Source organism: Sphingobacterium alkalisoli (genome assembly GCF_005049105.1).
GTDB classification, from domain to species: domain Bacteria; phylum Bacteroidota; class Bacteroidia; order Sphingobacteriales; family Sphingobacteriaceae; genus Sphingobacterium; species Sphingobacterium alkalisoli.
On the sequence record NZ_SUKA01000005.1, the window covers coordinates 126523 to 147922 of the forward strand.

General features: G+C 40.5%; 26 protein-coding genes. 24 read left to right on the plus strand and 2 right to left on the minus strand.

What is annotated here, in order from left to right; translation table 11 throughout:
* Nucleotides 1-15: 15 nt before the first annotated feature.
* The 10 genes from FAZ19_RS16170 to FAZ19_RS16210 all read left to right on the plus strand — a co-directional run bounded on the left by FAZ19_RS16170 (nt 16) and on the right by FAZ19_RS16210 (nt 6287).
* Nucleotides 16-492, plus strand: coding sequence for a hypothetical protein (locus FAZ19_RS16170; protein ID WP_136821792.1), 477 nt, complete (start codon nt 16-18; stop codon nt 490-492).
* On the plus strand, nt 492-731 hold the full coding sequence (locus FAZ19_RS16175) for a hypothetical protein (RefSeq protein ID WP_136821793.1): 240 nt from the start codon (nt 492-494) through the stop codon (nt 729-731). The genes FAZ19_RS16170 and FAZ19_RS16175 overlap by 1 nt, the downstream gene beginning before the upstream one ends.
* Before the next feature lie 125 nt (nt 732-856).
* Nucleotides 857-1201 (plus strand): hypothetical protein, encoded by a 345-nt coding sequence (locus tag FAZ19_RS16180; protein ID WP_136821794.1) that lies wholly within the window; start codon nt 857-859, stop codon nt 1199-1201.
* A gap of 32 nt (nt 1202-1233) precedes the next feature.
* Nucleotides 1234-2325, plus strand: a complete 1092-nt coding sequence (gene dnaN / locus FAZ19_RS16185) for a DNA polymerase III subunit beta (RefSeq protein WP_136821795.1) — start codon at nt 1234-1236, stop codon at nt 2323-2325.
* A gap of 58 nt (nt 2326-2383) precedes the next feature.
* A complete protein-coding gene (locus FAZ19_RS16190) occupies nt 2384-2968 on the plus strand; it encodes a hypothetical protein (RefSeq protein WP_136821796.1) in 585 nt (194 codons plus the stop codon).
* Complete coding sequence (locus FAZ19_RS23920) at nt 2961-3137, plus strand: hypothetical protein (protein ID WP_169305682.1); 177 nt, start codon at nt 2961-2963, stop codon at nt 3135-3137. The genes FAZ19_RS16190 and FAZ19_RS23920 overlap by 8 nt, the downstream gene beginning before the upstream one ends.
* Before the next feature lie 7 nt (nt 3138-3144).
* Entirely contained in the window at nt 3145-3486 is a 342-nt protein-coding gene (locus FAZ19_RS16195) for a hypothetical protein (protein WP_136821797.1), read from the plus strand.
* Between the two features lie 18 nt (nt 3487-3504).
* Complete coding sequence (locus FAZ19_RS16200) at nt 3505-4557, plus strand: nucleoid-associated protein (protein WP_136821798.1); 1053 nt, start codon at nt 3505-3507, stop codon at nt 4555-4557.
* 84 nt (nt 4558-4641) lie between these two features.
* On the plus strand, nt 4642-5004 hold the full coding sequence (locus tag FAZ19_RS16205) for a PcfK-like family protein (RefSeq protein WP_136821799.1): 363 nt from the start codon (nt 4642-4644) through the stop codon (nt 5002-5004).
* Nucleotides 5001-6287, plus strand: coding sequence for a PcfJ domain-containing protein (locus FAZ19_RS16210; protein ID WP_136821800.1), 1287 nt, complete (start codon nt 5001-5003; stop codon nt 6285-6287). The genes FAZ19_RS16205 and FAZ19_RS16210 overlap by 4 nt, the downstream gene beginning before the upstream one ends.
* 94 nt (nt 6288-6381) lie before the next feature.
* Here FAZ19_RS16210 and FAZ19_RS16215 read toward each other — a convergent pair whose 3' ends face one another.
* On the minus strand, nt 6382-7050 hold the full coding sequence (locus FAZ19_RS16215) for a hypothetical protein (RefSeq protein ID WP_136821801.1): 669 nt from the start codon (nt 7048-7050) through the stop codon (nt 6382-6384).
* 7 nt (nt 7051-7057) lie between these two features.
* Nucleotides 7058-7609, minus strand: a complete 552-nt coding sequence (locus FAZ19_RS16220) for a hypothetical protein (protein WP_136821802.1) — start codon at nt 7607-7609, stop codon at nt 7058-7060.
* Between the two features lie 124 nt (nt 7610-7733).
* Here FAZ19_RS16220 and FAZ19_RS16225 point away from each other — a divergent pair, with 124 nt between their 5' ends.
* The 14 genes from FAZ19_RS16225 to FAZ19_RS16285 all read left to right on the plus strand — a co-directional run bounded on the left by FAZ19_RS16225 (nt 7734) and on the right by FAZ19_RS16285 (nt 21218).
* Nucleotides 7734-8183, plus strand: a complete 450-nt coding sequence (locus tag FAZ19_RS16225; protein WP_136821803.1) for a hypothetical protein — start codon at nt 7734-7736, stop codon at nt 8181-8183.
* Nucleotides 8184-8770: 587 nt separating this feature from the next.
* A complete protein-coding gene (locus FAZ19_RS16230; protein ID WP_136821804.1) occupies nt 8771-9553 on the plus strand; it encodes a coiled-coil domain-containing protein in 783 nt (260 codons plus the stop codon).
* A 272-nt stretch (nt 9554-9825) separates the two neighbouring features.
* Nucleotides 9826-10626, plus strand: a complete 801-nt coding sequence (locus FAZ19_RS16235) for a terminase small subunit (protein WP_136821805.1) — start codon at nt 9826-9828, stop codon at nt 10624-10626.
* A complete protein-coding gene (locus FAZ19_RS16240; protein WP_136821806.1) occupies nt 10583-12121 on the plus strand; it encodes a hypothetical protein in 1539 nt (512 codons plus the stop codon). The genes FAZ19_RS16235 and FAZ19_RS16240 overlap by 44 nt, the downstream gene beginning before the upstream one ends.
* A 55-nt stretch (nt 12122-12176) precedes the next feature.
* Nucleotides 12177-13958: a hypothetical protein gene (locus FAZ19_RS16245; protein ID WP_136821807.1), complete on the plus strand. Its 1782-nt coding sequence runs from the start codon at nt 12177-12179 to the stop codon at nt 13956-13958.
* Nucleotides 13958-15331 (plus strand): hypothetical protein, encoded by a 1374-nt coding sequence (locus FAZ19_RS16250; protein ID WP_136821808.1) that lies wholly within the window; start codon nt 13958-13960, stop codon nt 15329-15331. Before FAZ19_RS16245 ends, FAZ19_RS16250 begins: the two co-directional genes overlap by 1 nt.
* Nucleotides 15332-15490: 159 nt before the next feature.
* Nucleotides 15491-15991 (plus strand): hypothetical protein, encoded by a 501-nt coding sequence (locus FAZ19_RS16255; protein WP_136821809.1) that lies wholly within the window; start codon nt 15491-15493, stop codon nt 15989-15991.
* Complete coding sequence (locus FAZ19_RS23925; protein WP_169305683.1) at nt 15991-16161, plus strand: hypothetical protein; 171 nt, start codon at nt 15991-15993, stop codon at nt 16159-16161. Before FAZ19_RS16255 ends, FAZ19_RS23925 begins: the two co-directional genes overlap by 1 nt.
* A gap of 14 nt (nt 16162-16175) precedes the next feature.
* Nucleotides 16176-17060: a hypothetical protein gene (locus FAZ19_RS16260; protein WP_136821810.1), complete on the plus strand. Its 885-nt coding sequence runs from the start codon at nt 16176-16178 to the stop codon at nt 17058-17060.
* Between the two features lie 24 nt (nt 17061-17084).
* Nucleotides 17085-18113 (plus strand): hypothetical protein, encoded by a 1029-nt coding sequence (locus FAZ19_RS16265; protein WP_136821811.1) that lies wholly within the window; start codon nt 17085-17087, stop codon nt 18111-18113.
* A gap of 92 nt (nt 18114-18205) precedes the next feature.
* Nucleotides 18206-19267, plus strand: a complete 1062-nt coding sequence (locus FAZ19_RS16270; protein ID WP_136821812.1) for a hypothetical protein — start codon at nt 18206-18208, stop codon at nt 19265-19267.
* A 4-nt stretch (nt 19268-19271) separates the two neighbouring features.
* A complete protein-coding gene (locus tag FAZ19_RS16275) occupies nt 19272-19829 on the plus strand; it encodes a hypothetical protein (RefSeq protein WP_136821813.1) in 558 nt (185 codons plus the stop codon).
* Nucleotides 19826-20398, plus strand: coding sequence for a hypothetical protein (locus tag FAZ19_RS16280; RefSeq protein WP_136821814.1), 573 nt, complete (start codon nt 19826-19828; stop codon nt 20396-20398). Before FAZ19_RS16275 ends, FAZ19_RS16280 begins: the two co-directional genes overlap by 4 nt.
* 292 nt (nt 20399-20690) lie before the next feature.
* Nucleotides 20691-21218 carry a hypothetical protein gene (locus FAZ19_RS16285; protein ID WP_136821815.1) on the plus strand — a complete coding sequence of 176 codons (528 nt, stop codon included), beginning with the start codon at nt 20691-20693 and terminating at the stop codon, nt 21216-21218.
* The last annotated feature ends 182 nt before the right edge of the window (nt 21219-21400 follow it).

The window sequence follows — 21400 nt, forward strand, 5'->3', positions numbered from 1 at the left end:
ATAATCACGCAAAAAATGAATGAAAACTATCGATGGCAGGGCGTACCGGTGAAGGTTCGCTTTGGAAAAGTAAGAGTGCAGCAGGATAAAGATAAACCGCTGTACTGGTATAATTTTGAGGTTCTTGAGATGAGAACGTCGTATGTTCCCGCGCTGGAGGTTACTTACCAAGAACCAGGGAGCGACCGCAAACAGGTTTTTTGTATATCCAACCATTTCGGTGTTGGCGTTGACAAACTTGAAGCCGGAGGATGGCCCAACAAGCAACACTTTAGTTTGCCGAGCGATTTTCTTGAGTATACCGCTGAAGAATGGTCCGAGTATGAAGATGTTCCTATCTCTTTCGACCCGGTAGGATTTGCTAATCATGAGTTCAAACGTGATGAATGGCAGAAAAAAATGTTTCCAAAGGAACACGAGGAGCGGGAGAAGTTCAAAGAGGCTTTCCTTAAAGCATCACAAGAGCGAAGCAAACGCTTTTCTTGGAAGTAATGAGAGAAGAAGAATATATCAAAAAGCACTTGCCGGATAATCACAATCAGCAGGATATCATTTATATCAAAGCTAGATATGCGTGGCATTATTCCAAAAAGGGCGATGACAGCATGAAGCTCTTAGAGGAAGCAATGGATGCTTATGCGGGGACAACATTCCAACATAAGCATTACCCCAAAAAGGAATTAAAATATGACAGACAGCGACAAACTCAATTATCTCTATTCCAGGATTAGGGACTTTGAATTTCCTGAATGCGAGGATCCGGACTACCAGCAGGTAGTTGACGAAATCAAGGAAGGGTTTCAGATAATAATAAATGGTTTATCAGCAGCAGCTGATCAAGTTAAAATAAGAAAAAATGATTTATAAAAATATTCAGTACGGGAACACCAAGGGTGTTACGGTGGTAGAATTCGGTAATGGTAGCTTAAACATAGTTGATTCATACGGTGTGAATGACGACCATCGTTCAATCTTAATCCATCAGCAGGATGCAAGACCTATAGGTTCTGGAGGAGAATTCCTTAAAGGCATGTCAGCTGACGACTTCAATCCAGAAGTTGTATTACACTTCAAAAATATAGAAGGATTAAAGGTTTTGAAAGAATTTGTCGATAATATTTATAACGAATTTTTATCGCCCCCCCCCCAAGAAAGTAGTTTAAGACATGGTATCCAATTGGAAATCGAATTTCCAGACTAAAGATAAAAAGTAACACAAAACATAAAACGCAAATGAAGTTTCAAGCAAACACGAAAATTTTATCGAATGCATTACAGGTCGCTACCGCGATCGTTGCAAGCAATCCCGTATTGCCAATCTACAAGGATGTTGTTTTTAGCCTGAATGGCAACGTCCTTTCGTTCACGTCCTCGGATATGCTCAACATTCTAATAACCGATACCGAAGTCGAAGGTGTCGCGGACGGCAGGGTTTCTTTTGATGGTAAATTACTATTGAATATTTTGAAAACCATCTATGAAGAAACTGTAAATATCGAACTGGTTGGAAAGTCGATCATTTTATCCGTCCAGATGGGTAAATACGAATTCCCGATTAGTGAGGTAAATGACTTTCCAAAATTGCCGGAGATCACTGATCCGGTAAAATTAGAAATTCCTACGGATATACTGATGGAGGGTATTATAAAGACATTTTATTCCATAGACAGCGACTCAATCGGTGCTATAGCCAATCTTTTGTTAAAAATTGAGGGAAATGAGTTAAACCTGATTTCTACCAGAGGGAGCGTGTTGTCAGAATTTATTATTCCTTTCGAATCTAGCCAAGACAAGCAAATGTTGATAAACCGCAGATCTGCGGCAGTAATCAAGTCAATGCTGACTAAGGGAGAACTTATGATTAGTTCAAATGACTCTTATGCTTTGTTTGAGTTCGATAACATAAAATTATATAGCAGGCTTTCAGAAGGTATTTTCCCGGACTATAAGCGCATTATTCCTTCTCCATCAGGAAATAACTTTATCGTCGGTAGATCAACAATCCTATCCGCTTTAAAAAGACTGATTATGGTAGGAGATGCCGCTATTAACCTCGTAAAACTCACTTTTAAAGATTCTGGAGTGAATATCGAAACGCAGGACACGAATTACAATCGATCTGCCCAAGAGTTTATCGAGGGAGAATACGTAGGTGAAGAAGTGGCGATCGGTCTAAATGGAAAGTTCTTAGTGGAGATCCTTTCTGTTATTGATTCTGACCAGGTTAACATCGAGGTTACTTCGCCTGTTAGACCTGCTCTCCTTCGTCCGCAAGACGTCGACGAGTACAGGTACATGGTTCTGATCGCTCCATTAATGTTATAATTTTTTCATCTGGGTTGTCGACATCCTTGCCGGCGACCCTCATCAAGTCCTAATTAAAATGAAAGAAGTAAAGAAAAAAGTAACAAAACAAGATATCGAGATTAAAAAAGGCACTGTCGAAGTTGATGTTTTCATAGTTGATGGCCAACCTAAGATTCTAAATCCGATACCGGTGTTTGAGCGGATTGATAAATTCCTCACCCATATAAATTGCACCCGCTGCGGGAAAGAATTTGAAAAGGAATACGAGCACAGTAAAAGATGTTCAGCTTGCATTATTGCTGATACGCTTGAAAAATATAATAAGTTCCCTTTGATAGAGTGGGATGGTAAAACCCCACTTTGTCTCTATGATGATGAGGTTTTCTTTTTCGATTATAGCGAGATCGAAGAATACTGTGATGACAATGAAGTTGAAATGTCAGAGCTTATGTTGGTGGAATGTGTGAAGTCAACCTTCAATACAATTGATATTGAGCAGATATCGCAGGATGTTGTTCACGAAGATTGGGATCCATCGAACGAACTAGAAACTAAACTATATGAGTTTAATGACTTTCTCCAAAATCATTCGACCAATACATGGTTTCCTGGTGATCGTCGGGTGACGTTGCAAAAAGAAAAGGAGGTTAGAAATGACTAGAAAACAATTAGAAGGAATAATATTCTTTGTCGCTTGCTATGACGGTTCTTGCGATGATGCTGAGATTAAAGAGAATTTTGGTATCGATAACGTCAGTTCTCTAGCCAGAGAAGAAGCTATAACAGCTTACCTCGAAGTCAATAATATAAAATTGGACAAGGAGGGTTAATATGGTTGTGGAATTAAGAAAGGTGAAGATCACCAAATCGATTTTTAATCAACTCTTGGCGCCTGGATTGGCAAGTCTTCTAAGAGACGATCAATACGAGGTCCTCGGTTGGGTTTTCGACAGGATTCGCTACATCCTCATATATGACCAGGAAACAAAGGCGCTGTATCGGCTTCCATTGATCAAGGATATGAAGATAGAGCAGCAACGCCCGCAGATAGTCAACTTCAATATTAAAGGCTATGCTTCCAGTGTGCAGCTGTCCGGGTACAATGAATCGAACAGATGGATCACGCGGGTCCACGAGATCCAAACAGAAGCCCGGGTCAAGGGACAAATATTTATTTAACCATTTAAAAAACTAATTATGTTTTTTCATCAAGACGCAACAATAGAAGATGTATATGTTCACCGTGTGGGCAATAAAGCAAAGGACGAGTTTTATGTTCTGTCCGGTAATCCAATCGATCTTTCGGAAAATGAAGTTCTTCCAGAGATGCTTATGCATTACTATGCAAAGCCATTTTCCAAAACAAAAGAGGTACATCGGTTTCATCATGAAAATGATTTTGCACTAAATGAGGTGTACAATTTTGTAACTCAATATTTTGAGAGGATTATCGACTTTAGACGTTTATCGGAACAGGTGGCTAAGTATCTTTATGATGTTTCAGCTCATCCAAAAATCAAAGCCGGATATCTACATGTGGTTTTATTTAGAAGTGTGCAAATGGAAGGGGAGGAGCTGGACGCCATCGGGATATTCAAAACAGAAAGCAAAAACACTGTTTTAAAAATAAACCCTAGTCAAGAAGGTTTCCAATTTGATTACATCGACGATACAATAAATATCGATAAACTGGATAAAGGTGTGATCATTATCAATACAGAAGTTGAAGAAGGGTACAAGGTCTTGATTACAGATTCGAAGTCGGTCTCGGATTCAGTTTACTGGAAAGATGACTTCATAAAGGTGATTGCTAGAAATGACACTTATCAGCAAACGACCAACATCCTCAAGCTTACCAAAAACTTTGTGATGGAGAAAATGGACGACGTTTTTGAATTGGGAATCTCTGACAAGGCAGATCTTCTCAACAAGACCATGGATTATTTCAAGAAACATGAGTCCTTCGAACAAGAAGAATTTAATCACCGAGTGTTTGCCAACGATCAAGCTGTCGACATGTTCCAGGATTATAAACGGGAATTCGAGACCGACTTCGAAACGCCTATCCAAGAAAGCTTTGATATCTCCGGTTCTGCAGTAAAGAAAATGCAATCCTCTTTCAAAAAAGTAATTAAGCTTGATAAGAATGCACATATCTATCTGCATGGGTCAAGGGATATACTGGAGAGGGGATTTGACGAGGAGAAGGGGATGAACTATTATAAAGTGTACTTCGAGCACGAGGGGTAATTGTCACGGGTTACCGATATCGCTGTCGGTAACCCTACCAAAAAATAAGTAACACAAATTTTAAACACGCAAAAAAATAACAAGATGAAAGGAACAATTTCATTTAAGAACACAATCAAAGCTCACCTTGACGAGGTTGCCGCGAAGGATCCGCTATTTGCGGAAAATCTAAAAAAGGAAAAGAAAACCATTGACGGCTGCGTCAATTATATACTGGACCGGGTCAAGAAAACGGGCAATAATGCTTTCACGGACGATGAGGTTTTTGGAATGGCCATACACTACTATGATGAGGACGACATCAAGGAAGTTACGTCTGCTCCGGCAGTAGAAATAAAGCACAGTGCATCGATTGGAGAAAAACCAGCTAAAGCTGTGAAGCCGTTAAAAAAGGAAAAGGTTAAAAGTAATGTACCGTCACCTCAAAGCAGTCTGTTTGAACTATGAAAGCGAGAACCAAATTACACCATAGGGTTGTTGAACTTGCAGCTAAGTTACCAGCACCCTCCAACGAACAACGAGTTTGGGCTTTTGAGAACTGTTTGAAGCATATTGGCTACCGAACTAAAAAGAATATTATATCCTGCCTTTCCTGCGGCCATGTTTTTAAGGGTATGCAGATACTGCCGACGTGGGATTGTCCATGCTGTGCACGTAAGCTTACTATCGAGGATACCCGGAAGAAAAAACACCAACAACGAAAAATTATGGCTTTTATAGGTGTACAAGGAGAATTTCAGGTAAACCGTTACTTTGAGCTAAACTGTTATCAACGGGCTGGAGAAGCACCAAGTTTTTCAGTATACGAAATCACCCAGCAATGGATGACAGAAGACGGGAAGGTGACTGTCTTCGGTAGGCAAAGGAACTGGACTTATTATCACGACACCTTTACCGGTGGTATGGAAATAAGAAATTGGGATCCCCGCACTGGTAAATATGATATACTTCCATACAAGGTGTATCCAAAAATAAAGGTTCTGCCGATTTTTAAACGGAACGGTTTCAAGCGAAGTTTTTACAAATTAACACCTTACGAGATGTTTTTCAGTATACTCAGGGACAATAGGTCAGAAACGTTATTGAAAGCCAACCAGCCCGACCTGTTGAACATGAGGGTTGGCAATCAGAGAGGAAGAGTCGACCGGCATTGGGATTCTATTAAAATAGCGATAAGGAACGGATACAAAGTAAAAGATGCGGCCACGTGGTTAGATCATCTTGATCTACTGCAACGATTTGGCAAGGATTTAAGAAATCCCAAATATGTCTGTTCGATTAACCTTGCTCTTGACCATCGGAGAATGATCAAGAAGAGGGAGCGGGAAGATAGACGTTTAGCTCTTGAAAGGAAGAAAAAGCAGATTGAGCAGGAACAGATGGAATACGTACGGAATAAAGGAGTTTTCTTTGATCTCGTTCTTAGCGCAGGTGATATAACAGTTAGGGTCCTTACCTCTGTCAAAGAATTTATCGAAGAAGCCGATCGCTTCCATCATTGCGTTTATGCCAATTCCTACTATAAGAAGCCAAATTCACTGATATTTTCAGCCCGGGTAAAAGGAAGGCCTGTCGAAACTGTTGAGGTTGATCTAGGCGCTCTCAAGGTAATACAATCAAGAGGGGTGCATAATAGAGCTTCTGCTTACAATCAGCAAATTGTAAACTTAGTCAACAGCAACATCCACCAGATCAGGAAGAGGCTAAGAAAGTTAGAGCAAACAGCATAGTACTATTAAAAAAACAGAGCAATGACGAGGGGCGTGTTCGCAAGAGTCCAATGTTCTGCTCTGTTTTTTATTCGACTTAAAAAATGCTGGTTATTTAAAGGAGTCTGTCTATTGGGGGTTTATATGTTTCATCCGATACCGCCCTCGCGTGTTCTTCGCTAATCGATCTGAAAAAATTTTCGATTATTTCCTGTTTATTTTCTCCATTAATAGAGTCAAGATTCGGATCGTTTTTCAGTCGATCGACTATTATATCTACAAACTTTTGGTTGCCCAGTTCTATGCCGCGTTTATATCCATTCGAAGCTAGTTTGCGCAACAGACCATCAAAAACGGACTCGATGTCGACAATAAGCATATCTAAAAGTTGCCAGCAAGCTTTATTTTCGGAGGGGTCAATTTTATGATTAAACCGCTTTTCTAGAAATTTAAGAGTATCACTACCATAAACGGTGAAGTATAAACTTAACGTAGAGCACTCGTAGACGTGGGCGAATTTATTTCGAATTTCTGCAAATTTAACTAGTATCTTACCGGCGTCTTTACTTATTCCCTCTAAGTCAATAAGAAGTTCAATTTTTTGATTGAATGATAAAGCCTTGCTGGAATGTCCCAGTGAATTAATATCACTCTTAGATATAGAAAATCCCGCTTTCAATAAAGTATTGGTAAAATGTTCTATTTGAACTGATATTTCAAGGACTTTACTTCTATCAATAGTATAAGTTGAACCAGTAATTTTGGTTTTAAAATTTTCTTCCATTTTGATTCTAGTTTGTTAATTTTTCTGGAGAGCCAATTATGAAAAAAGATTCTGTCTGAAATACGACTTGCTTATATAGCTGATTAGAAACGTTTTTAAATTCTATCTGAATGTATTCCATTTTTCTGTTTCCAATACTACCGGGTGGATAATTCAATATGATTGGGTTGTGATAAGTGTGCCACACCTCGATATAATCGTCTTGTGATATCTCTGTAAGATACTTTACCTTCACGTCGTAAGCAGTTGCATTTGTTAGACTTAACTTGAATTTCCCGTATTCGCTTTTCAATATAAAATTTGGCATAAGGGAAAATTCATGTCTCGATTGCTCAATTTCGGTTAATTTTTGTTGTTCTCTAAAAGTTTTCACTAGAAATATCGCCGTGAACGCCGTTACAATGAATGTAAGCCAATCCGCAACATTTCCCCATGAGCCCGAGTCATAAGGTCGTTTTGCTAAATCACTTTCGCCATATAGGTGAGCATTCAAAACTAAAAAAAGTACTATAGTTGCACCGAAAAATATTTCAAAAGTGTAAGGTTTTTTTTTATTCATTTTAATAAGTGGTTTTTCCAAAGATAAAAAATACTTTCAAATTCAAATTCAAATTCAAAGAATCACTGATGTAAATCATATATAATTATAATTGTATAATATATTATTTTATTTATATTTGTTCATGCTTAGGGAGCTGATAGTTGGTATAGATCCAGACGTAGACAAAAACGGTGTTGCTGTATATCAAAAGTCAACTAAAGATCTCCAACTGTCAGCATTATCGTTCTTTCAATTATTTGAGTACCTAAAATCCAACAAAGAGAATATTCGTGAAGTGATCGTTGAGGCTTCCTGGTTGATCAATAAGTCAAACTTTCATTGTGAAAACAAAGGAGCGAGGGTTGCGTCAAAGATAGGATCCAAAACAGGATCAAATCATGAGGTTGGCCGTAAGATCATAGAGATGTGTGAATATATCGGTATTAAGGTGATTGGCGTACGACCATTAAAAAAACGCTGGAAAGGACCAGACGGGAAGATAACTCACGAAGAGTTTAAGCAGATAACTGGATATAGCAAGAGTACCAACCAAGAGAAAAGAGACGCTGGTCTTTTGGTTTGGGGATATTAAAATAAATGCAGGATTGTCAAAATCGTTCTTTATTCCTGCTTTTAAAGTTGTTAACGACCGTTCCTCGAAAGCGGTGAGCGAATCAAGACGCAATAAGGTGACCGTAAATGCTCGGTCAAGGGTTTATCATTTATCCTATTAGCCTGCGACGGTCGTTTCTTAAGATATTTTTTGTTCGGCTGAAAATTAGAAACAAATGAGGAAAGCGTGCCGTAGCGAAACTCCTCCAAACGGACACGGTGTAATTGGGTGGCAAAACAATTGTCCAGCAAGTTCGGAAAATCGTGACTGATAGGAAAGACTATCAAAGGAGCATTGATATAGTGGTATTATTGCGGTGCTAATAGGTCTGATGATAATACGCACGGTTTACGTAGGTTCGAATCCTGTTCCTGTCTCAACTAACGGGTGCTATCTGACTTGAGAGAATAGGGTAGCGTCAGGAGTCAAACTCTATGCTGGCAGGTAAGCTGCCAATTTTTAGTTGTCTTTTCATAATTTAGGTTAATAATTGGTTTGGTCCTCCTTCATCGCCCGGTGTTGGAGGATTTTTGTATATTTGTGCAACCAAATCAACTTTTTAAATTATGAATGCGGTAAAAGAATTTTTTGAACCAGTTAAGAACCGATTGAACAATAGTGTTGTTGGTAGCTTTTTCTTGTCCTGGTGTTTGGTGAGTTGGAAGTTCTTATTTGTTTTGTTTGTTTCTAGTCTTCCGGTAATTGAAAGGATAAGTCTTGCTGAAGAGCAGATAAATCACTATATAGCTTGGTTAGTCCCATTTTTATTTACTGTCTTCTATGTTTTTTTACTGCCTCGACTCGAAAACTGGATTACAAAGATTAACAAATCAATTGTTTTAGAAAAGGAAAAAAGCGTTGTGGATTTAGAGATCAGCGTCGTAAAAGAAAAGACTCGATTAGCGAAAGAAAATATTGTACTTGAAAAAGCTCAGAATGAGGTGAAGAATCTCGAAGAGCTAAATGAAAAAGTGTTGTCGCTTGAGGAAGATATGAAAATAGCGAACGAGACCATTGAACACAATGAGGAGAACAGAGAAAAGTTAAAAAAGGCACACGATCAGTTGGCAATCAAATACCCGGCGTTTAGGGATGATTTAGAAAAATCCTATAATGGCAAGCCTTTGAAAAAATCAGCGGGCGAAACAATGATGTATCTGGATAACGTATTGAAGAATATGGATGAATCTGAAAGAGATGATTTGATTCTGGAAAGCATTAGCGCTTTAAATGAGAAGGAAAAACATGGTGCAATACCGGTATTAGTCCAATATTTGAGCGACAAAGGGAAGGCTGAGTTTTCTAATATGATTGATTGGACTAGTTCGAAAAACAGCAATAAAAATTAATCAAGTTTTACGATCCATAGTATCGAAATTATTGTTCAAAATATTGATATATTTGTTTTTAATATTAATTAAATGATTTTATTTCGTTCTCAATTCGCTATTGGCTCACTGGTTTACCTGAAGACTGATGTTAATCAGGATCAGTGGATGGTCGTGCAGGTAAGATTCTGCCCAGACGGTGTTTCATACTATTTATCTAAAGGTAGCGACAGCTATTGGGCTTATGAAATTGAAGTATCAAGTGAAAAGGATGTAGTTAAAGCATTATCGTGATGGCAGCACTAACAGCAAAGCAAAGGAGGTTTGTCGAAGAGTACTGTATTGATTTCAATGCAACGCAGGCTGCTATACGAGCAGGTTATAGTGAAAAGACGGCCAGATCCATTGGTTGTGAGAACCTTACAAAACCCGACATCATTGAAGCTATTAATCAGCGGCTTGAGTCGTTAGACCTAACAGCCGCACAGACCTCCAAATTGATGGCCGATATTGCGCAGTCATCGATGAACGACTATTTTCGGGTTGTTGAGAGGGATAGGATTAAAACTGTCACTAAGCCGCTTCAAGTCTTGATAGACAGAAAGAAACTGGATATTCAAAGAGCGTACATGTATATAGATCGAAAAGGTTTTTCAGACAAGGAATATGATGATTATGTTGATAAGCACATCTCGCCCCTTGAAGATGATATCATCCGGGCAGAGATCGACCTAGAGATTGATCCCGAATCGACGTTTGAAGATAGTGAAGCAGAAATTTACGAAACTGTTGAGTTGGATCTTGTTAAGCTTACCAAAGACAAAGAGCGTGGCAAGATAAAGTCCTTCCAATGGGGAGAGTTTGGTCCTAAGGTTGAATTGTATGCAGCAGATAAGATGTTGATCAGTATCGCTAATAAATTAGGCTTTTTCACCAACAAGCTGCAGCTGCTCGACAAGAACGGAGACCCTGCCGATCCACTAGCAAACGATCCCCTCGCGCCGATTAATTTGACCGTAAATGTCATCGAAGTAAAGAAAGAGGAGATTAATGACGACGTTCAGCAAGCCACAACAGAAGGTACTGTTCAGTAGAAAACCGGTGACGCTCAACATGGCGGGCCAGCGTGTGGGCAAGTCGCACATGATCGGCTTCAAATCTGGTTACTACGTCAAGAACTTCCCAAAGATGCGAGGAATGATCGCCGCTAACACCTATAAGCAGCTATCACAGTCTACCCTTGTTGCAGTCCGCAAAGTTTGGAAGCAAGAGTTTGGCATAACGGAATACGATCGCATTAGGAACCCTAAAGGTGTATATGTCGTTAATAAGAAACCTCCCGCTCACTTTACTATAAACGAAGCCTACGATCGGTACGATGGGATTATATCCTTTCGCAATGGCGCTATCATCTATATTGCTTCCTTAGACAACTACGAGGCTCATGACGGTAAGGAGCTGGGATGGGCTGAGTTGGATGAAACCAAAGACACCAAAGAAGAGGCGCTTACATCTGTGATCCTTGGACGTATGTCACAACCGGGCCTCTTCATCACTCCAGATGGACAGCTTGTTTATTCAGATGATAGAGGGTGTGTACTCGAGCCGTTCAACCCTGTATGCATAAATACGTCTCCAGCGGTTGCCACGCCTGAATGGCTGCTCGAAATGTTTAATCTCACAGAGTATGATGATGAGATCCTAGAGAAGATAACAGGCTTTCCAGAGTTCTTTTACAAAGAAGTCGATAACAAAGCTATTGTAATCTATTCAACGCACCACAACGCGCATAACCTTCCTAAGAACTACATTGAGAATAGGTTAAAGACGCTGACCAAAGGAGACGCTCTAAAGTTTGTTTATGGATATCCGTTCTCTCAATCTGGCGGTGAGTTCTACGACGAGTTTGATCGTTTGCGGCATGTTAGGCCAACACCATTTATTCCGAATAAGGCCGTACACCTTACATTTGACTTTAACGTGCTTCCTTACATGACGATGCTTTGCAGCCAAATCGAGGTAATAGCCATGTTCGCGGATGATAACAACCAGTTGTATGAAGATTTTGACATTGGTCGAAGATCCGTCCAGGTACATTATGTTCGCTTCTTCAAAGAATACTGCCTGAAGTCGCCACAGAACGATATAAAGGGGGTAATAGATGCTTTCAAAACTGACTACGGCGATAAAGTCAAAACTGTGTTCTACTATGGTGACGGTTCAGGCCATAACCGTGTACCGGGTAAGGGCGAGTATCGTGTTTACGATGACGTAGAGGAGGAGCTGAGGGGGTTGATCTACGACCGGTCAGATCGGACCATGAGAAAAAATCCTTCGGTACTCAAGAGACGTAAATTCATCCAAGAAATTCTAAAAGGTGGTATACACCACATAATCATCGAGATTGACCCGGTCGGATGTCCTGAGCTAATAAAGGATTTTCAATATCTGAAGCTTGGCCAGGATGGAAAGCTCAAGCAGGTTGTAAAAGTTCCCGAGACTGGAGCAACGTATCAAAAGTATGGACACACGACCGATGCTGCAGAGTACGAAATCTGTTCTTTGTTCGAAGACACTTTTAATAATTAAATTATTGATATGTCAATAATAAATATTAATATATTTGTTAAATATTCAAAATTCTATGCCATTATCAATTGACGAAGGAAACGCTATCATCATCGATGCAATAGAAAACAAGACAGTCCACCCCAATTACCAACGCGTCATCAATCTTGCTGCCTTGTACGCGACAATAATTACCGGCGAGGGCGTAGCAGATCTGCTCAAGCAGTTTAAAATGAGGGAGGATGATATTGCTCATCAGCAGCGTATCGATCTAACTATATCAACTGTTGATGCGTTGTCAGCATCTGTCATTAATCCATTTGAGAAAGTTCTCCGCACGGATCCTTTGGTCAAGAGAATTGAGAGTGCTGACGAAAAGAACATCGATATCCTAACGGATAAGATCATGGACTTCTACAGTTCCGAAAACCAGAACAGCGGATTGGATTACTGGTTGCAGACACGATTCAAGTCTTTATCGTTCCTGGACCCGAATGCTTTTATTGTGCTGGAGTGGGATAATTTCAACGAGAATATCGAAAGAGCCTCTCCTTATCCCTACGAAGTGTCAGCGAAACAGGCTATCAATTTTGAATATAAGAACAATAAGCTCCAGTACCTCCTTGATAAAAAGCCGATCAAGTTCGTCCCTGCAGACGATCCCAAAATGAAACAGGATGGTTTCAAATACACGTTATACGCTATCGGCTTCGTAATAGCTTTTGAACGAATCGGAGACAGATATCAATTGCAGCCTAATGAGGCGATCTGGAAGTCAAAAGGAGGCGAAAGATATGCAGTGCGGATCCATAAAACATTGCTTAATGATGTACCGGCATTTTCAATTGGATATGTAGGGGACCAGCGAACTAAAGAAGTTACCTATGTGAATCCGTTTCACTCTGCTATCTCCTGGTTCAAGAAAATACTCAACCTCGGATCGGAGGCTGACCTCTCCAAAACATTACATGCATTTCCGCAGAAGTTCCAGTATGTACAACGATGCACGGGAACTACAGAAACGCCCTGCCGTGATGGTACAGACCACGATGGTAACGCTTGTAAGGTTTGTGGGGGTAAAGGTTTGGTAGTGCACACAAGCGCACAGGATGCAGTTTATCTACCTCTTCCTAAGCGGTCTGAGGACTTTTTTGACTTGGATAAGCTTATGGTGTATAAACATCCTCCTATTGATTTATTGCAGTTCCAGGAGGACATTCTGGATAAGTACGAGCAAAAGATCCATGCATCCGTGTTTAATACACTATCGCTGATAAAGAAAACAACCGTTGCGACTGCTACGGAACGCGGCCAGGATCTTGACAATGTTTATGATACTCTTCATCCATTCGCGGAGAAGATCACCTCCATTTGGTCTGGAATTGTAGAAATGATCGCTGAGATTACTGAGACTCAGACCGAAGATTTGATAGTGGATATGCGTTATCCGAGTGACTTCAAAATGAAGACCATCGGCCAGTTGATAGAAGATCTCAAGACGGCAAATGATTCCGGCGCACCTGGCTTTATGCGGGCCAAGATCTCCGATGATATAGCCGAACAGACGTTTGTTGATCAGCCGGAAGAGTTTCAAAAGTATCAGGTAAAGCAGCAGTTCTATCCATTTCCGGGCAAAACCGAATCCGAGATAGAATCCTTACTAACACTTGACCTTGTAACGTTCCGAGTAAAGTTGCTATATGCCAATTTTGATCTTCTCTTTAAACGTGCAGAAAAGGAAAATTTAGGATTTTGGCAGATGAAGTTCGATCAACAGGAGGTTATCATTGACAAGTTCCTTGATGAACTGGAGGCGGAACTAAAACCTAAGGTAACCGAATTTAATCCATTAGCCTAATGACCGCACGTGAAGCAAAACGACTTTTAAAGCGGATAGCTCTAAAGCCCGACTGGATTGGCTCTGCTTTGGACCTGTTGGAAAAGTTCGTCAAGAGTAAACAGCACGAATTTGCACAGGAGTTCCTGTCGGCATTAATTGATCAGCTGGAGACCGAGGAGGGAAAGATCATTTATTCGCAAAAGAACAAGAAGCTGTTGGCCCGAATTGATACTATTCAATCAAGTATCAGATCAAACGTATTCAACCCGGTGATACAAAGGATGATCAGTAACTTCCAGCACGTAGTGTCGGAGAATATAGTTTATTACGGTAAAGTTGTCCAGGATCAGAAGCTTGTTAAAGTAACTTCTGATCATGTGCGCGATATCGTTTATAACAGATTGGGGCTTAATACAGACGGCAAGCTTATACGCAATGGTTATATGCAGGGGCTTCTTGATGCGCCAGAGGTGACAACCAAGCTCAAAGATTATGTATTTCGGTCTGTTTCCACTAAATCTGGTTTTGAAAACTTCAAGACCGGGCTGCGAACGCTTATAGAGGGCGACCCTGATAAGTTAGGATCCTTTGAGCGCTTTTATCGCAACTATGCGTATGACACCTATTCGCAGGTCGATTCGATGCAGTCTAAGTTGTTGGCTGAGGACTTCAAACTTGTGCACTTTATATACAATGGTCCAAGAGTAAAAGCAAGTAGGGCTTTCTGCCTCCGGAAGAAGGGTAGGGTGTTCCATGTTGATGACACGAAGAAATGGGAAGAGGAGCCAGACAACACTGCTAAACCACCTAACTATGATCCGCTGATCCATCGGGGTGGATACGGTTGTATCGATTCGATTGATTATATAAGCGAAGAAATGGCTGCGGCTCTGGGTTATGGAAAAGAACCAGACACCTACAAGACTTTTGGTATTAAACAATTTGCTAACGGTGGAGAGATAATCACTTCCGATCTAGTAGATGTTAACCTTCCTGATTATGCCCGGGTGTATAATGCAGCACAGGCATTTGCTAGAATGGGGCACAAGGTCGAAATCAAACCTAAGATGAAGAACTTTGAAAACCCGCTTTACAAGGAGGTTTATGCTGATTTGATCGGTACGCCTTACGAACGGAAGAATCCCGATCTGTATATAGATGGGAAGCCCTATGAACATGAGGGGTATGTAACAAACAATCCTAAGCGAGCTCTCCAGAATATGCTCAATGGAGGCGTGAAGCAGTCTTCCCGGATTATCATAGATGAAGTTTCATTAACTGATCATTACATTAAGCGGAATATTAATAATAGGGTGATCAACGAAGGTCAGGAAATAGAGGAAGTATGGGTGCTGTCCGGTAAAGATATTAGGCTGCTCTATAAGCGTTAAAACGTCAAAGCCCTAGATTTCTCTAAGGCTTTGCGGACAAGGAAGCTCCTTTTCAGGTAGAATCCTTAACACAAAGATACAAAATAATTTAAAATAATAATTTGCACATAGAAAATATTAATATATTTGTATTATATATTTCTAAATTAATATTCTGTTATGGGAGAACTCGAAGAAAATAAAGACCAGGGAGCAAAGAAAACTGCTTCCAAACAATCATCAACCCCTAAAGAATCTGGATCTACTCCCCAAGATCAAAAACAAGAAGTTTCTCTTCAAGAACGAGAGGAAGAATACAAGAATCGTATTGAGCAATTGGAGGGCGAAAATCATTCATTAATGCTTCAAAAAGATGCATTGGAAGAGGCTATCGATGACGCTAATGAGGTTATCAAAGTTAAGGACGAAACAATAGCTAGCCTGCAAGATGAAGTTAAGCATTACGGTATTCTTGATGAAAGTAAAGCAACTATTATTGAAGGCCTAGAGCAGAAGCTTGAGTCCGCTAGTTCCTTATCTAAATCTCCTGGACTCACTAAGGATGTTGTTATGGCTGTTAAAAATGGTATTGAAAGAGAATTCCCAAAACTCGCTTGGGATTCTTTAAAGGACAAACAAGGTTGGAAAATTAAGGTAGAAACTCCTAAAGAAGCTCAATAATGGCAGAGAAATATAAAGTTAAACACAGAAAGTCGGGGGTAACTTCTGAGTTTACCTCACGCGAATGGGATCTTATCCAGAAGAATAAGGAAGTAGCAAAGAACTATGTTGTAGTTTCTTCTCCTTCAGTTACGGTGGCTAAACCATCAAAAAACACTAACCCTGAATAAACAAAATAATTCTCATGAAAGGATTACAAATATTACTGGCGGGACTGCTGACGACCGTTTATAAAATGTCAGATGACCAAGTTGCTGCTCTTGTCGCAAAGGCAGATGGAGAGGATTTCGATGCTCAATCAGAATTAAATACTATTCTTGAATCAGACAAAAATCGTATCGGTACATTAAAAACTGATGCGTTCAATGATGGCCACAAAAAAGGCAAATCGGAAAGTCTGAAAGATCTTGAAAAGCAAGTGCGTTCTGAATTCGGTGTTACGGATGATTCTATTAAAGGCATTGACCTGATCAAAGCCGTTCACGCTCTGGATCGTGAGGCAGGTAAAAACGGGCTGACTGATGATGATGTTAAAAAGCATTCATTGTTTATCCAGCTTCAGAAAAAGCTTGACGACACGAATAAGGACGTTGATACTAAGGTTTCAGAGGCTATTAAGGAGGCTGAAACTAAATTCAACCGGGAACGTACATTGACATCGGTCAAGGCTAAGGCACTTGAAGTATTTGATGGCCTTAACCCTGTGCTATCTGATGATAAAGCAAAAGCGGCCAAGCAAAAGGAAATCATTTTGCGTGAACTAGAAGGTTATGACTATGATACCGCCGAGGACGGTTCCTTTATCGTGAAGAAAGAAGGTAAAGCTCTAGGCGATGATCATGGCAACCTAGTTGATTTTAATCAGTTGGTTAAAAACACTGCTTCTACCTACTTTGATTTCAAACAGAGCAGCGCAAGAGGCACAGAAGGCAACAAAACAACTACTACAGGTGGACCTATAACAGTTCCGAAAAACGAGGATGAGTACCTAAAGACAATTCAAGACAGAAGTATTCCCATTGAACAGCGGAACGAAATTAAAGAAGCTTGGAATAAACAACAAGCATAGTCGTTCACTTAAAATTTAAAAAAAATGGCAGCAGGGGAATTCAATAAAACCGCGCTAGTAGAATTACAGTTACGGATGGAGGAAAAATGGCACGATAAGGTTAAAAATCGTGACTATAACCCGGATATGGCAACAGCTAAGGTTATAGCTGAGCAACAGACGGCGAATGTAAAGGAAATCGAAGATGAATCATTGGATCGTCAAGTATCCGTGAATTGGGTAGATTTCTGCCAAGACAACGCCGATGATGAAGTAACTGATGACGATTCTTGTGATATCCAAGCGACAGAGCCAGAGAGTAAGTCTCAATTAGAGGAAATAGATACGTTTGTTCAAGCTTCGTACAAAGTACAGGAAGAAAAGTTCCGTGGCAACTTTGTAAAATTGGAAGAAGCAGTTGCTGTTTCGTTATTAGCAACAGAGAAGAATCTAATAGAAAAACTGAATCTGAAATTAGCTGCAAAATTATTAACATTTGGCGGTGTAAATAGATATGCTGGCGCTGGCACTATCGGAACAAACGTTGCGGGATACACGGAGATCGATGCGGCTAATTTTACAGCTGAAGGTTTCTTCCCTTATTTGCAACAGGCTAGAATTATGAATAAGTTCTCGTCATTGTTGGTTTTAGATGGTGGTAATCTGTTTCAAGACAATTACAAATCTCAGAAGTATCTTGGCAACGACGACGGAAAGGCGGCGGCGTCGATGTACGGGGATCTAAGTTACCGTAACGATCTATTTGGCTTCGCATCCAATGCTATGGAAGATGTCACAATCGTCTTAGATCCGGGATCGGTCGCGTTTGGTTCAAAATCTAGATTTTCAGAAGAACCTCGAAAGATCGATAACCCAACCGTGACACGGTATTCAGTTCCTTCGAATTATATTCCTGGTTTGCGTTATGATGTAACGTATAAAATGGAGTGTATTGGCGGTAAGATCTGGCATAGCTGGACCTATAAAATTAGAACAGGATTTTGGCTTAATCCTATTCGTTGTAATGAGGATGTCACTGGGATTCTTTTGTTCAAAAAGAAACCAGCCGCCTAATAAAGAAATTGGCGTCGTCTGGGGGGAAGGCGCCGATGTTGATGGTGATTATAGGGGAGGGCAAGGCCCTTCCCTTTTTTATTAAAGAATATATGGATTGCTTAAATAAAATAGTTGGAATTTCAAACACAGATTGCGAATGTGCAACTCAGGCTGTTACACCTGAAGATAGAGAAAGTACTTCCGGGATCTATATTGACGAAGTAGAGGGAGGACTTAAATTGTCTGCTATTGATAAGATAGGGTGTCAGGACTTTGTTGAAAAGACGAGGCAGGCTCGGAAGAGAGCAATCGACGCTTTTATAGAAACTATGCTTGCCCAATACGCAACCGAAGGTGGATTTTCTCGTAGATACAAGCCGTTTAATAGCCGGATCGGACAGGTGAACCATTTACGCACATTGAATAACCTGCCTAAGTATGCAGGATTAAGATTACGTACGCGGTTGATTCGCGGTAGCAGCATTAAAATATCGGCTATTGGCCTGATATGGTCTGCCGAGAGGAATGTAACTGTTTCGATTTACAAGTCACATGGAAATGTCGAGCCCCAATTCCTTCAATCAATAGAAAATATCCCCACTATAGCCAATATATCGGTTACACATGATCTCAATGAAATTATTGAATTGCCTTTGTCTGATGACACGGGTAGACCGATAGATTATTACTTCGTTTATGATACCGAATTATCAGGCTTTCCTCGTGATAACAAAGCTACCTGTAGCTGTGGCGGTTCTGAAGCAGTGCTTAAGAGTTATCTGTCGATAGGAGGTGTTTTTGCGGCTTCGGTGGGAAGTTTGACCACTGATCACTCTTCCGTTTATGCAAACGGCATCTTCCTGGAAGCGAAGATTGATTGCACATCAAAAGAAAGTATCTGCAATCTACTGGAGCTAGACGAAACCAAAACAATTGCCCATGCAATCGCGTACAAAGCACAGGAGGTGCTAATTGAAGAGCTAATGGGTAGTGGCAATATCAATCGTTTTACCATGCTGTCAAAAGAGCACTTGTGGGGTAAACGGAATCACTTCAAAAAGGAATTTGATACGAGGATCCTTTGGTTGGCGCAGACATATCCTTTTGACCAGGTTAACGATTGTGTGGGTTGCAGTGACTCCGATCGTATGTACAAGGGTTTGATTAGATAAAAGTATGCAAGAGCTCCGGGACCTAATAGAGAAACTTACAAAGCTTCGTGATGAACTTCCCGCGGAAGCGGAGCGAATTGCTGGTGCTATGGCCAGTAATCATAAGGCATATATAGTCAGTAGGATTCAGGCTGAAGGTATACCTGGAAAGCAGTACTCTGATAAAGGAGTTCCAGCTTACTTCTATTCCAATGACAATTACTCAAACGCTTATGCTAGGTTAGATGGAGCAGGGTTTGATCGTATGATCAAGCAAAAGAAGAAGAAAAAAGAGTTGGTTTCCTGGAAAGATGTGAGAGAAGCAAATGGTCGTCAGACAAATCATGTTGACTTTACTTTCAGCGGGAGGACGTTCCAGAACCTTAATGTGGTATCGATCGAGACAAGTGGCTTTGTCGCCAAAGCATACCTTGGAGCACCAGAACCTGAACTCGCCAATAGACTCTCGTACGGTTTCCAAATGTACGGAGACTTCCTCTCTCCAAATGAAGAAGAGAAGAAGTTGCTCAATACGGTCGCTAAAGAAATGACTGATAAATTATTCGAAAAATATAAAATATGAATCTATACGTTGCTAAAGTGTTAAAAATGCTCCTGACTGATCTGCCTTACTTTGATAGGCCGGCAGGTCTGGTACAGACGATCACAAAAGAAGATTCTTCCGGGAGCGGGAAAACAAAAGTGATCCGGTTCCCGATCGAGGTAGATGTAACGCAGGAGAAGGAATCGGTTCCGATGATCCCGGATGATCGTATAAAGGGAATGTTCTACATTGAAGATGGTGGTTCCAAGCACGATGGGGGAAACGACTGGACCTCGGATCTTACCTTGGTGTGTTGGTTCTGTCCTAAAAAGATATCTGCTAATGTGGAAGCGGTCAGCGTAAACGCTATGGCTGATATAATGTATCTCTGCAAAAAGTTTTATAATGATGCCCCCATCACAAAGCTTAAATTTAATGTCGTCTCTTCGCCAGTGCGCAGCGCCTCTATATTCAGTCAATATGTTTACCCGGAAGTGAACACTCAGTATTTGATGCCTCCGTACGATTTTTTCGCACTGAAGATCAAAGCATCTTTCCGGTTAAGTGATAGTTGTATCGAACCCTTAACTGACCCCGACATATGTTAGATGCAATGGTTTTCTTTCTTTTTTGGTCGATGATCGGATTTTGTTGTTCGGTGATCGGACACGTCTTCTGTAATATCCTTCTGTATGAAGATATACTTAATTGGTATGGTCGGTTGCTCGGTAAACTACCTTCATGGCTTGGGAAGCCGTTGGGACTTTGCGCCAAATGCTTCACTGGCCAGCTTACTTTTTGGTCATTTCTGTTTCTGTCCTCTCAGTTGTCAAGCACAAGCAATGTCTTCTTTTTTCCTTATGCGATTTGTCTATCAATCTTTTTAATCACTAAATATCAATGAAAATTAAACACATCAATATCGAGGCTCGCCAGTTTAAAGCGAACGGCAAAACCTATTTTATCGAAGCTGATGATATCAGTATCGCTCGTTGGTCTAAATATGAAGAGCTTTCCCTTGAGCTTCAGTATGGCACATCATCATTTTCAGAAATGCATCAAAATTGGGCACTGGTAACCAAGTTGGCCAATGAGCTTCAGTTTGCGGATATCGCGGTATTAGCTCACAACATGCAAACAAGTGTATTAAATGCTATTGATCGAACGCCGGTACAGTTGAAACTATGTGCTCTGTTCATCAATGAGGAGAATGAAGACCGTTCTGAAATAACTGATGAGGGAATATCTAGAAAGATAGATGGCTGGAGAAAGGAGGGGCTAGCGATCGGTGATTTTTTTCAGTTAGCTCTCGTTTTTTCAAGGCTTATCGGCGAGAGCTCGAGTACACTTACCCCGGAATATTTGGAAAAAATATCCTCTCAAATAAAAATCTTACAGGAGACGCCGATACCGAGATCCGAGGAGTAAAAAGTATCAAATACGAGCAGGTCAAAAATAAGAAGAGCTGGATTGATCTGTGGTATATGATGTCTGAGGGAGATAAGAATGCATTCAATGCCTTAAAAAGAACATCCTGCATGGAATTCTGGAGGCTTTTCGAACTCTTCAAAAAGAGAGTGCAGGACCAAAAGCAAAGCAACAATCAAAGA